This window comes from Candidatus Proelusimicrobium volucris (genome assembly GCF_959605025.1).
Taxonomy (GTDB): Bacteria; Elusimicrobiota; Elusimicrobia; order Elusimicrobiales; family Elusimicrobiaceae; genus Proelusimicrobium; species Proelusimicrobium volucris.
This window is the reverse complement of record NZ_CAUHCY010000001.1, coordinates 83621-95594: the sequence shown is the minus strand read 5'-3', so window position 1 is coordinate 95594 and position 11974 is coordinate 83621. Positions and strand designations below refer to the sequence as shown.

At 40.2% G+C, this 11974-nt stretch carries 16 protein-coding genes; 5 read left to right on the top strand and 11 right to left on the bottom strand.

From position 1 onward, the window contains the following. Nucleotides 1-2 precede the first annotated feature (2 nt). The 6 genes from trmD to fmt form a co-directional block, all read right to left on the bottom strand. Nucleotides 3-740 carry a tRNA (guanosine(37)-N1)-methyltransferase TrmD gene (gene trmD / locus ACQY3M_RS00470; protein ID WP_428065167.1) on the bottom strand — a complete coding sequence of 246 codons (738 nt, stop codon included), beginning with the start codon at nt 738-740 and terminating at the stop codon, nt 3-5. Next, the gene (locus ACQY3M_RS00465; protein ID WP_428065165.1) at nt 740-970 is read right to left on the bottom strand and encodes a KH domain-containing protein; all 231 of its coding nucleotides are present in this window, start codon (nt 968-970) and stop codon (nt 740-742) included. The genes trmD and ACQY3M_RS00465 overlap by 1 nt, the downstream gene beginning before the upstream one ends. A gap of 29 nt (nt 971-999) precedes the next feature. Further along, nucleotides 1000-1242, bottom strand: coding sequence for a 30S ribosomal protein S16 (gene rpsP, locus ACQY3M_RS00460; RefSeq protein WP_428065163.1), 243 nt, complete (start codon nt 1240-1242; stop codon nt 1000-1002). A 64-nt stretch (nt 1243-1306) separates the two neighbouring features. After that, the gene (gene rpe / locus ACQY3M_RS00455; RefSeq protein ID WP_428065161.1) at nt 1307-2005 is read right to left on the bottom strand and encodes a ribulose-phosphate 3-epimerase; all 699 of its coding nucleotides are present in this window, start codon (nt 2003-2005) and stop codon (nt 1307-1309) included. Then, complete coding sequence (locus ACQY3M_RS00450; protein WP_428065159.1) at nt 2002-3009, bottom strand: PASTA domain-containing protein; 1008 nt, start codon at nt 3007-3009, stop codon at nt 2002-2004. Before ACQY3M_RS00450 ends, rpe begins: the two co-directional genes overlap by 4 nt. A gap of 3 nt (nt 3010-3012) precedes the next feature. After that, nucleotides 3013-3951: a methionyl-tRNA formyltransferase gene (fmt, locus tag ACQY3M_RS00445; protein ID WP_428065157.1), complete on the bottom strand. Its 939-nt coding sequence runs from the start codon at nt 3949-3951 to the stop codon at nt 3013-3015. 244 nt (nt 3952-4195) lie between these two features. Between fmt and ACQY3M_RS00440 the strand changes: the two genes are divergently transcribed. Continuing rightward, complete coding sequence (locus tag ACQY3M_RS00440) at nt 4196-4963, top strand: hypothetical protein (RefSeq protein WP_428065155.1); 768 nt, start codon at nt 4196-4198, stop codon at nt 4961-4963. Between the two features lie 70 nt (nt 4964-5033). Here the strand turns inward: ACQY3M_RS00440 and ACQY3M_RS00435 are convergent, their stop codons facing one another. Continuing rightward, nucleotides 5034-5522, bottom strand: coding sequence for a flavin reductase family protein (locus tag ACQY3M_RS00435; protein ID WP_428065153.1), 489 nt, complete (start codon nt 5520-5522; stop codon nt 5034-5036). A gap of 33 nt (nt 5523-5555) precedes the next feature. Continuing rightward, nucleotides 5556-6458 (bottom strand): class I SAM-dependent methyltransferase, encoded by a 903-nt coding sequence (locus ACQY3M_RS00430; RefSeq protein WP_428065151.1) that lies wholly within the window; start codon nt 6456-6458, stop codon nt 5556-5558. 41 nt (nt 6459-6499) lie between these two features. On the opposite strand from ACQY3M_RS00430, the gene ACQY3M_RS00425 reads away from it, so the two are divergent. The 3 genes from ACQY3M_RS00425 (at nt 6500) to ACQY3M_RS00415 (ending at nt 8584) form a co-directional block, all read left to right on the top strand. Further along, nucleotides 6500-7246 carry an SDR family NAD(P)-dependent oxidoreductase gene (locus tag ACQY3M_RS00425; protein WP_428065149.1) on the top strand — a complete coding sequence of 249 codons (747 nt, stop codon included), beginning with the start codon at nt 6500-6502 and terminating at the stop codon, nt 7244-7246. 96 nt (nt 7247-7342) lie between these two features. After that, nucleotides 7343-7900 carry an STM3941 family protein gene (locus tag ACQY3M_RS00420; protein WP_428065147.1) on the top strand — a complete coding sequence of 186 codons (558 nt, stop codon included), beginning with the start codon at nt 7343-7345 and terminating at the stop codon, nt 7898-7900. Next, nucleotides 7901-8584: a nucleotidyltransferase domain-containing protein gene (locus tag ACQY3M_RS00415; protein WP_428065145.1), complete on the top strand. Its 684-nt coding sequence runs from the start codon at nt 7901-7903 to the stop codon at nt 8582-8584. Between the two features lie 100 nt (nt 8585-8684). Here the strand turns inward: ACQY3M_RS00415 and ACQY3M_RS00410 are convergent, their stop codons facing one another. Both ACQY3M_RS00410 and ACQY3M_RS00405 read right to left on the bottom strand, forming a co-directional pair. Further along, nucleotides 8685-9290: a porin family protein gene (locus ACQY3M_RS00410; RefSeq protein ID WP_428065143.1), complete on the bottom strand. Its 606-nt coding sequence runs from the start codon at nt 9288-9290 to the stop codon at nt 8685-8687. Nucleotides 9291-9520: 230 nt separating this feature from the next. After that, nucleotides 9521-9880, bottom strand: a complete 360-nt coding sequence (locus ACQY3M_RS00405; RefSeq protein WP_428065141.1) for a winged helix-turn-helix transcriptional regulator — start codon at nt 9878-9880, stop codon at nt 9521-9523. Between the two features lie 107 nt (nt 9881-9987). On the opposite strand from ACQY3M_RS00405, the gene ACQY3M_RS00400 reads away from it, so the two are divergent. After that, a complete protein-coding gene (locus ACQY3M_RS00400; RefSeq protein WP_428065139.1) occupies nt 9988-10779 on the top strand; it encodes an MBL fold metallo-hydrolase in 792 nt (263 codons plus the stop codon). Between the two features lie 441 nt (nt 10780-11220). On the opposite strand, the gene ACQY3M_RS00395 is transcribed toward ACQY3M_RS00400, so the two are convergent. Further along, nucleotides 11221-11784, bottom strand: a complete 564-nt coding sequence (locus ACQY3M_RS00395) for a GrpB family protein (protein WP_428065137.1) — start codon at nt 11782-11784, stop codon at nt 11221-11223. Nucleotides 11785-11974 lie beyond the last annotated feature (190 nt).

Here is an 11974-nt window from a genome sequence, read left to right as displayed (position 1 = left end):
TTCTATTTTCTCCTCTTGAGTCTTTTTTTCTTTTCTTCGCTTGTTTTGAGAGGTCTATTATCAAGCAAGTCGGGCCTTAATTTCTTCGTGATTTTTAAAGCCTCGTTTAACTTCCACTCTTCAATCTCTTTATGGTTCCCGCTTAACAACACGGCGGGCACTTTTCTTCTGCGCCATACTTCCGGCCTGGTATACTGCGGCGCTTCCAAGAGGTTATCCTCAAAGCTCTCCTTCGCCGTTACGTCCTGCTTGGCGAAAGTGCCGGGCTGAAGTCTGGTCAAAGCGTCTATCATCACGCATGCGGCCAATTCGCCGCCGGTAAGGATAAAATCGCCCAAAGAGATTTCCAAGTCTATTTCGGGGTAGATCCTCGCGTCTACGCCCTCGTAATGCCCGCATAAGAATATTAGGTGCTTTTCTTTCGCCAGCTCTTTTGCCAGCTTTTGGTTAAACACTTTACCGCGCGGGCTTGTCATAACAACTAAAGGCTTTTTCCCTTTCAAGGGTGATTGCTTCTTTAATTGTTTTATGGCCTGATAGAGCGGTTCGGCTTTCATTAACATTCCGGCCCCGCCGCCGTATGGCCTGTCATCAACAGTTTTATGTTTATCTTTTGTGAAGACCCTCGGGTTCAAATACCCTATTTCAATTATCCCCTTGTTCCTTGTTCTGCCCATTATACTGCTTGAGAGATAAGGTTCCATAACTTCGGGAAACAAGGTTATAATATCAATTTTCATCAGTCTTCCAGTTTTAGGGATACCTTCTTGTTGGCTTTGGCCGCCGCGGCGCTTAGTACAGTCCTCACCGCTTTGATTATACACCCGTCTTTCCCTATCACTTTGCCTTTGTCGCAAGGATCGACTTTTGCCGTAAGATAAACATTATTTTGTTCTTCTTTGGCTTCCACCACGACGCTCTCTTTCTTCGTCGCCAGTGAAGTCAGCAGGAATATTGCCATTTCTTTCATAAGAACACCTTTTTGTTAAAGGCAGGCAATTATTTGCTTGCTTTTTTGATTAAAGAGGCCACAGTCTTAGACGGTATCGCGCCGACTTTTACCCAATGGTTTACTCTTTCAAGGTCAAGCTTAATCTGCTCTGTTTCTTTTACGCAGGGATTATAAGTCCCGAGTACTTCTTTAGCCTGGGAACCTACCGCGCTTCTCTTTTCCGCAGCTACAATCCTGTATTGCGGCTGAGTGCGTTTGCCGGTTCTCTGGAGTCTGATTACTACTGCCATTTTCTTCTCCTTTTATTTGCCGTTTCCATGAAGGACTCGGCAAATTTAGTTTTGTTTAAAATCTTTATCTAAGCTCTGTCGCTTGGCGTATCTGCGCGATAGCTTGTTTTATGTCGCTCTGCCCAAATACAGCGTTACCCGCTACCAAAGCGTCCGCGCCGGCTTCTACCGCTTTAGCGGCGGTATCTTTATTTATGCCGCCGTCAACTTCCAGCCAGATTCCGCGTCCGCTTGTTTTTATTATTTCCCGTATATCCGATATTTGCTTAGGGCTTGAGGCCAAAAAAGCCTGCCCGCCAAAACCGGGATATACGCTCATTACCAATATCAAATCTATCAAATCGACATAAGGGGCTATATCGCAAGGCTTGGTATCGGGTTTTATCGATATGCCGCAGGATAAACCTTTGTCTTTTATTCCTTCAAGCAATTTCCTTATATCGCCTTTGCTTTCTATATGCAAAGTCAAAGAGCTGGCGCCAGCTTTTATAAACGGCTCTATGAAATCCGCTGGCTTTTCCACCATCAGGTGTACGTCTTGCGCTAAAGTTGTAAAGCCGTCTATCGCTTTTACCGTCGCGGGCCCGAAACTTAAATTCGGCACAAAGTGCCCGTCCATTATGTCTATATGGAGCCAATCCGCTCCGCCCAGCTGCGCCTGTTTTACCTGCTCGCCCAAAATAAGCTGATTTGCCGATAATATCGAAGGCGCTATAACAGTGTTATCTTGGGGCCAATCGGCGCGCGCGGGCAGTTTTATCATTTCATTTCCTTTTCGCGTACTAATACGCCGTCAACATATATCCTGAACTTGGCGTCGCCGCCGTAAGGAACCGTCAGGTCTATCTTGGAGCCGGGCTGCCTATATTCGTTCAACACTTCCCGCTCGCCGATTGAGTCTATCAAAACTATCTTAACCCTGTTCTGGTTTTTGCCTTGCGGCAATTCGTAATAGATACGGTGCGTTTTTTCGTCGTCGGATACGGGGCGTGTGCTTACCGTTATTTCTATCGACGATTTAGGCGTAATTTCCGTATCGGGCGAAGGGTACTGCCTTATTATAGTGCTGTTGGGGAACATGGAGTTCTTGTCCTCGGTAAGTTGTATTTCTATATTGTTTTCCGAGGCCCAGCGATTTGCTTCCTGCAGTTTTTTCTGTCTGAAGTCAGGCATTAAAATTTGTGAGGATAAAGGTTTGCCGCTTGATATTACCAAATCTATCGGTTGGCCTTTGCTTACCAGTTCGCCCGCCGCAGGCGTTTGGCTGACTACGTAGCCCTTCTCCACCGTTAGGGAAGAGGCTGTCTGCTTAAGACCTACGGTAAGATGGCTTTGCCTTAACATAAGTTCGGCGTTCCTTTGCAATACGCCAGTAACATCGGGTACTTCGATATTCTCGCTGCCTTGGCTGAGCCATACTCTTACGACTTTGCCTTCCCTTACTATCGTTCCCGCGGGGGGGAGTTGCCTTATTACCGAACCGGAGGGTATTTCCGGCTGGAACTCTTCACCCGCCTTAAATATTGCCAAATTGGCGTTGGCTAAAATGTCTATGGCCGTATCTACTGGTTTTTTTGATAAATCGGGAACGGTGGTTTCTTCCCTGCTGTGTACTATGGCCGAAAAAGCCCAGTCAAACGAGAAAAATCCTACAATCGCCAAAAATACGCCTATTATGCACAGTACCGCCAAAGCCTTGAAAACGGATGCGAATACTATCGGTTTATCGTCTAGAAAATCATCTCTTAATTCTTTGTCTTTTTTCATAGTTTACTCAAAAAAGAATTCCCCGGCAGTCATCTTCCTGCCGTTTATGTAAGCTCCTGCCGTCATTATGTTTTTGCCGGCCGGACGCAGCGTTTTTATCATTATAACGCCCTCTCTACATTTTACAAAAAAGCCTTTGTTCCTTTCAATTAAAGTTATCTGCCCGCCGGCCATATCCGATTTCTGCTCGGAAAGTTCAGTTTCTATCAGTTGGATAATTTGGCCGTCTTTAGTTAAGGCTTTTGCGTAGGCAGGCATAGCCGCGGCCAAACCGCGGACGATATTATGTATTTCCTCGGCCGTCATATCCTTAAACGAAACTACGGTCTTGCTTTTATCTATTGAGGGAGCCAAAGAAATATCACCTTGCTGAGGAATTTTTTTTATCTCGCCCTTCTCTATATCCGCGATGACTTGCTTCAAAGCCGTTTTACCCAGATCTATCAGCTTCGGGAACAGAGTTTTAGCGTCGTCCGTTGGAAGTATTTCGCAAGGTAAAGCCGCGGCCATAGGGCCGCTATCCAAACCTTCTTCTATCCAAAAGGCGCTTACGCCCGTTTTCTTTTCGCCATTGAATAAGGCGTATTGCACCGGCGCGGCTCCTCGATAGGCGGGCAAAAGCGAAAAATGGATATTTAAGAGCCCCAATTTTGTCGACTCCAAAGCGGGCTTCCTAAAAATTTTGCCATAGGCTACTACTATGCCGATATCCGCGCCCATTGACTTTATATAGTCGACATTGTCTTTGAGTTTCTCCGGCGATATTACGTTAAGCCCTAAGGAAAGAGCCTTTTCTTTTACCGGGCAAGGTTTTAATTTTAATCCTCTGCCGAAAGGCTTATCGGGCTGAGTTACGACCAAGACGACTTCCGTCTTTTCGTTTAATAATTCCAAAAAAGGTACGGCGACGTCCGGCGTGCCGAAGAATATTGTCTTTAACATATATATATTTTAACATTTTGCAAGTATAAAGGTCGATAGACTTAAAAAATAATTTATCCTCTTATAAAATGGAACTGCTATGTATGTAATTTCTATCCAAAAAATCATATATTTTTGTGGAATTAGGCCAAAAGACCTATAAAAAAGATGGGACTAAAGTCCCTTGTGGGCCAAGAACACTCGTGGTACAATTAAAAATATAGTTGTTCGTTTTTATATTATACTGTTGTAAGGAGTCGTAAATATGAAATATTGTATCTCGTTTGCTATTTTATGTTTATTGTTTTCACCGTTGAGCGCTCAGAACAATAAGGTTGATCCGATGGGTAAATTTTCTTTCAGCGGGGGGGAATTCCAGATAGAAGATTTTTCCTCTTCCGAAAAAGGCGTTGAATTGCTAAAAATTTTGGAAACTAAATTTTTAGATTCTCAATACCAGTCGCAAAACCGAGATATGACGCCAGAAAGCGCCAGCAGAGTTGCCGTTTTTTTAAAACGTTATGACGCCAAAGTTAAAGCTGCTGCGGAAAATAGCGAATATCAACGAAAACTTGCCAAACTTAAAAAAGCGCCTATGAAGTATAACAAATTGGAGCTGGACAGCGGTTACGGTACCAGTACCCAAGTGGAAGAATTCCATAAACATTTAGTGGCTTTACGCAATAAATATTCGGAAAGGAGCAAATCTTTAAGGCTTATAGTCCCCAATGATGCTTTCCCAGAAAAGTATCAAAGTATATATTACGACGAATATCACTCCGAAATGCTGTTGCGGGAGTATTATCGCTATTCCTCTCAGTGCCTTTACAATACGCTGGATTTGAATACTTGTTCTTATATAGCTTCCGCCCGCGCAGATAATATGTTGAATATAGCGCAAGCATCTCTAGAGGTGGAAGATATGCCCGTGTTTTACGCGGCTATGGACGAATTATCCACAATTCTAAGTGAAACTGTTAAGAAAAACACTTTGCGCTTTTTATTCGGCAATGCGGTAAAGTTGGGAATTTAATATTTTTGCCAAACGATAGAAACGGGCCGTCTTTAAAGGCGGCCCGTATTTTTTTGCGGATATCTCTAATTTACTTTTCCGTAGTATTTACTATTTCGGCAAAGTATACGGTATGGAAGTCATTGTCGCCGTACCAGCGTTCTTTTGTAATTTCGTCCAACTCCGAAGGTTTCATATCGGTTTTATATAGCACCATACATTCGTAATGCGTACCTTTGCAGTCGAGAGTGGGGGTATTGATTTCCTTGCTGGGTACGGTTTTTAACCCCAAAAATTCCATTTTATCCATTTCCCGCCCGGACTTGGTGCCGCATAGCGCCAAAGCTTCTGACATATCCTCATGCGGGATAGCTACTGTAAACTCGTTGGAATTGTTTATTAGTTCATGGGTGAAACGGGTTTTCCTTACAAGAGCTATAAATACGGGTTTGCCCCAAATATTGCCTATTGCGCCCCAGGCGATGGTCATAATGTTTGTCTGCCCCGCGTCTTGAGATATTAAAAACGCGCCTTTGGACAAGGCTGTTAGGTCGTTTTTTGCATTATCATTATATTTCATAAAAAGCCCCCCTTGTTGGTAACTATAATTATACTATTTGTTCTTTACGGCGGCGCAAAGAACCTCTTTTTCGCCTTTTATCGCCGCGCCGGCTTTTTGGATAGGGTGCAGCAGTATTCCAATGAATTGAAAAAACGGATTTAATTTCCTTTTGCATATTGACGCCGCAGCATTAGAGGATAGTGGCATGCTCTGCTGCCAAATTTTAAAATCCATATTAGTTTTTGACAATAGAAGGCTCAAGGCGGATTTATCATAGTGGGTAAGGTGATATGGAGGATTATATCCGCTGTAATGATTGCGCAGAAGGGGAATGGAATACAAGGCGTTTATATTCGGGACTTCTATGTATATAAATCCTTTTTCCGTAAGTTTTCCTGATAAGCCGATTAGGAAATCCAGCGGCTTAAAAATGTGCTCTATTACGTGTCTTAAGAGTATTAAGTCGTATTTTTCCCCGCTATTAAGAAGCTGGGGGGTGGTAATATATTTTATGTGTCTAAAAGGTGGTTCTTCCAATCTTGATGGTTTATCCGCCATAAAGTCGCAGGCGGTTATTTCGGCTTGGGGGAAAAGAATTGAGGACATTGCCGCATATCTGCCGTTGACCGTACCGAAGTCCAAAATCGAGCGGGGGCGCAGATTTGTCTTTTTGATAAAATTTTTCAAAGTCTTTTTCGCGGAAATATCCTTTAATAAATCTATAAAATAATTGGATTTTAAATCAAAATTCTGATTGTTTTCCCGTTCAGAATATAATTCGCTTATGGTTTGAGGTGCCGGATAAGGAGATGTATAGTAAGAACCGCAATCTTTGCATTTAAGCAGATTAAATTGGCCGTGTAAACCCTCCAAGTTCCTTATTTTGAAAAGATTTTCCAGCTTTCGCCCGGAACATATATCGCATTGTTCTTTATTTTCGTATTGAACTGTCATGATTACCCCGTTAGAAGATATAATAAATTATAATAAATACTATGGAGAAAAAGAACATTTTTATAATAGGCGGGACTTCCGGCATAGGCAGAGCTTTGGCCGAGTATTATTTGGATTTGGGTTGTGTTGTCGGGGTAAGCGGGCGGCGTCAAGCTCTTTTGGATGAACTCAAACGGGTAAATCCCACAAGGGTTTTTACCTATGCTTCCGATATCAAGGCGCTTGCCTGCGCGGATTTGATAAAAAGCGTACACGAAGATATGGGTAAAATAGACATAATAATAATTTGCAGCGGAATAGGGGAGATAAACGCTTCTTTAAATGCCGGGCCAGAACTTGATACCGTAAAGACAAATGTTTTGGGCTTTACCGACGCGGCCATCGCGGCGTATAATTATTTTGAAAGAAATTTGCCCAAGTACGGCGGGCAAGGCGCGCTTGCCGGGATATCCAGCATCGCCTCTTTCAGGGGGTCGGATTTGGCACCATCTTATTATGCCAGCAAGGCTTATGTAAGTAACTATCTTGAGGGGCTTAGGAAGAAAGCCCTTAAGAACAAACTTAATTTGAAAGTCTGCACAATAATACCGGGTTTTGTCGATACGGCCATGGCCAAAGGCGTCGGCGGCAAGGAGGGGTTGTTTTGGGTTGCCCCTGCTGATAAGGCAGCGCGGCAAATAGCCCGCGCCATAGCCAAGAACAATGCTGTAACCTATATAACAAAGCGTTGGCGGCTGATAGCGTGGATTTTAAAAGTGCTTCCCGACTTTGTTTACAATAAAATATAACTAAACGACAGTGCTGATATTTCCTCGCTTTAGCGCATATGGCGTATGGCAATATAATATCAACGGAAGTTATAAATATCGGGATACGAGGGTAAAATGGATAAAATCGGAGCGGTTAAAGAATTTAAAATACACTATACGAAAAAGACTTTAATTCTTATCTTTTTTGCCATTCTTTTTTTTACTTGTGCTGGTCTGTTTTTTATTTTTAACGCGGAGATTTTAGCCTCGGATCCCAATCCGGGCCGACACCATTATGACAGCCCGATTTTGTATAAAATTTTGGGTTGGGTTTCTCTGCTTTTTTTTACGGTGTTCGGTTCTTTCGCTTTTTTGAAATTTTTTAGGAATCCTTTAATATTGACGATAAATGAAAAAGGCGCAATACTCCCCGAAGGATTTGTCAAATGGGTGGATATGGAAAATATTTATTTGGATAAAATTAAGGGGAAGGTGTTTTTAAGGCTGGAATTAAAAGAGGAACGCGCCAAGGTTATAATAGAGGGCTATAATATATTTCAAAAGATTTTGGCTTCTTTGCAGAAAAGAAACACTTTGTCTTATCCATTGTCCGGGACTAATGCAAATATTGACGAATTGTATAACTTTATAAAGCGGTGTAGAACAGAGAAATCCTCGGCGAAGGAGAAATAAATGACTAGCGGGTGCATAATAGATATAAAAGAATGGAGCGTAGTGTTGCTCTCAAAGCTAAAGGCTGCGTTTGGGGATAGGCTTTTATTCCTCGGCTATCAAGGCAGCTACGGAAGGGGGGAAGCCGATGAAAACAGCGATATTGACATCGTGGCGGTATTGGAAGAAGTGTCTTTATCCGATTTGGGAAAATATAAAGAATTGATAAAGACAATGCCCCATTCCGATAAGGCCTGCGGTTTTATAAGCGGACGCGCCGAGCTCGCCAATTGGAGCAAGCGAGAAGTGTTCCAACTGTATTTTGACACTAAGCCTTTATACGGCGATTTGAAGGATATTGTTCCCGTTCCGCGTAAGGAAGACGCCAAAGACGCCGTCAAAACCGGCTGCGAGGCATTGTATCACGCTTGCGCGCATTCTTTTTTGTATGACTCGGATTTTGCGTCTTCCTTGAGCGGGATTTACAAAGGCATTTTCTTTATTTTACAGGCGGAGTATTATTGTAATACGGGGGAATATCCGCGCAGTAAAAGGGAGCTTTTTGGGAAGCTGAACGGGGAGTCTAAAGATTTGATGCAGTATTGTTTGGACAGAAAAAATTTTTCTTTCTATTCGGGCGATAAATTAAATCGCGCGGCCTCTTTATTATTGTCTTTTTGTTCCGACAGAATAAAAGCTGTTTGATTGTTACAAACTTTGGCAATGGGGAAGATATTAAAATATAGATAAAGGACAATAAAAAACCCTCGGTTTTGGCCGAGGGTTTTCGTTTTTTGTTTTTTTATTAGAAGTAAAAACGGGCAGCCAAAGCACCGCTGATACCGCTTCTGTCGGTTTTATAGTCGATAGCTTCTATATGCTTTTCAAGTTTGGCGTTGAAATTGTATTTTACGTCAATACCCAAAGCAAATAGTTCGGTAAATCTATATTCCGCGCCGCCGGTAATGTGGGGGAATATTTTAGATTCGTTGTAGCTGTCGGTGTCATTATCCATTTCGGCCTTCATATAGGTGGCACCCGCACCCGCGAAGAAGCTCCAATTCTTTACGCCATTGTCCCATTTATAATAAACGGTAAGAGGGATGGCATAAGTTTCCTCGGTTATCTTGGATATAAAATTATTTTCATATTCGTTGTTGCCGTAGAAGTCAAGACCGAGCTTTACACCCACTTTATGTTGATTTTCGACATTCATTTCATATAGAGCTTCCAAACCGAAAAGGCCGTATCCTTTAGTTAAATCTCCACCAACGGCATCAAATACTTTTTGTAAAGTTTGGGGATCGGTTTCGGCTGCACCAAATTTTACAGCGGCACCCCAATTGCCTTGCGCGAAGGCCAGGGGCGCGATGAATACCGCCAATAATGCGATAGTAAGTTTCTTTTTCATTAGTTCTCCTAATATCTCAAATGTTAATTATCCTACCTTTCGGTAAGAGCTTATATTGTATCTGTTTTGATTACTAGTCGTCAATGTAAAAGAACACATGGTTTGATTATTTGTTACAGATGGTTTGATTATTTTGGGCAACATAAACTTAAAATTTTAAATAAATGAACAAATTGAAATTTCAAAACGTTCACCCATTGTCAAGTGGTCTTTTTATGGTTGATTACGTATTAATCCATATCACCTTTGTAGGCACAGGGGATATTTTCTTCTTTTAAATAGTTCATACCCCACTTGTTCAACTCAATAATTGCCGGAATAAGTGTTTCACCTCTTTTTGTTAGCGAATATTCAGTCTTTGGCGGCACTATCGGATAAAGTTTCCGTTTAATTATTCCGTCTGCTTCAAGTTCTTTTAACTGCTGAATAAGCATTTTGGGTGTAGCGTGAGAAATTAGTTTTTGCAGTTCGTTATATCTCAATGTTTTATTTATAAGGTGTCCGATTATAACTCCTTTGTATTTCCCGCCGATTATCTCCATTGTTGCTTCAAGCGGACATTTATATTCATCTTTTTTATGCTTTGTCATAATTAAAATACCTAATTTACTTTTTAGTAAGTATTATACAAAAAAGTGCATTCTTGTCAAAATGATAATAAATGTATAAAATTGCTTTATTAAAGGAGGAAACCTAAATGAAAATTACACAAGTAAGAAATGCAACAATTATAGTTGAATATAATAATACAAAATTTTTAATAGACCCTTGGCTTATGTCCAAAGATTATATGCCCGGGTTTGATATGGCAATAAATTCTGAAATTCGTCAGCCAAGAGTAGAGTTGCCTTTTGAAATTGAAAAAATTGTCGATGTTGATGCAGTTATTATTACCCATATTCACCCTGACCACTGGGATGAATTCGCAGAAAAAGCTCTGGATAAAAATATAAAAGTTTTTGTACAATCTTCTGTTGATAAAGATTACGTCATTTTAAGAGGATTTACAAATGTTGAGATTATACAAGATGCAGGAACGGAATACAACGGCATAACCCTATTCAAAACCTGTACCCAACATGGCAAAAGAGAGATAATAAAACCGTTATGCGATTCTGTTGGCTTGCCTTATGATGCAATGGGTGTTGTTTTTAAATCAAATAATGAAAAAACATTGTATATTGCAGGCGATACAATTTGGTGTGAGGAAGTAAAAGATGTCTTAGGCAAATACAAGCCTGAAGTTATAGTAGTAAATGCCTGTGCTGCAACTCTTTTGAACGGAGAACGCATAATTATGAATATTGAAGATGTAAAAAATGTTTTGGATGCTGCGCCTGACGCAAAAGTAATTGCAAGTCATTTAGATACAGTCAGCCATCTTTCTGTTACAAGAGAAGATTTAAAAGAATTTAAAACTAAAAATAATATTGGTAATCTGTTAATCCCTGATGATGGAGAAACGCTTGATTTTATAGGCAATAATTAAAATTTTATACTAATGAAGTTGCTCAACCCAAGGTCGGAAAAATTTTCCCGACCTTGTTTCAAATTCTCAAACCTTATGATATTTTTGTAAAAATTTGCGGAACTGGACTATTCCGAAATAATCAAATTATCCGTACAGTTCAAATTTGGTGCGTATCTCACTGATAATATACAAATCTCAATCTATCCGTACAGTCCAGAAAAAGTCCAGTTTTCCAGTTTGATTTTTTTGGAACACTTAATTTTTCCGACCCAAAAACGCCCACACAAAGCCTACTTTACCAAAATAATCTATCTAGCCGTACAAATCAACCTGGATGTAAAAGAACACATAGTTTGATTTCTTGTCACAGATGGTTTGATTATTTTTGGACACTTTGTGTTGGGACAAGAACCCCTAACCTACAAACTTTTTAGTTAAAATATAACAAATTTAGAAAAGTTATTTATTGTTTTGCTCTTTAATATGTTCCAAAATTTCACCAACTATTGTTGACTTTGCATCAGCATAGTTTTGAAGATATTTCCAAGTCTTTTTTGCAAGCATTCTTTTTACATTAGCATATCTTTCTCTATCATCTTTATTATGTATTAACCAGTCTCGAAACTGTATCATTTTTTGCAATTCTTCACAGTCTAATGAAAACACATGAAGATTAACTTCAGGATTAAATCCTTTTAGCATTCTATGTTCATACCAATCCGGTTCTCTTATTTTTAGGGTATAGCCAATACTTTCTAAAGCTGGAATATAAGAAGATTCATCAGCTGAATTTTGAACCCCAAGCAAAATATCTAAAATAGGCTTTGCACATAAATTTGGCACAGAAGTAGAGCCGACATGCTCTATTAAAACATTTTTCATGTTAATAATATTCAAAATTCTTTTTCGTTCTTCTTCAAACATATCAGCCCAATCAGGGTTATATTCTTGGAGATTAATTTTGTCATTGAGTATTTTTACTTCTCCAAGCGTTACTTGTTTTAAATATTTATCTGAAGGCATTATTTCCTCTCTAATATAATTTTTAAATAAATACATAATTATTATAAGGTAAAAAACTATTTAGAATAACTGAACTCTAAGGTTTCATAAGCCTGGGTTAGTTGGTTAGGCATACTTGCCCAACAATACAAATTTTATGTCGGTTTCGTATCAATTGAAAAATACTTGTTTCAAATTTGTTTCGTTTATT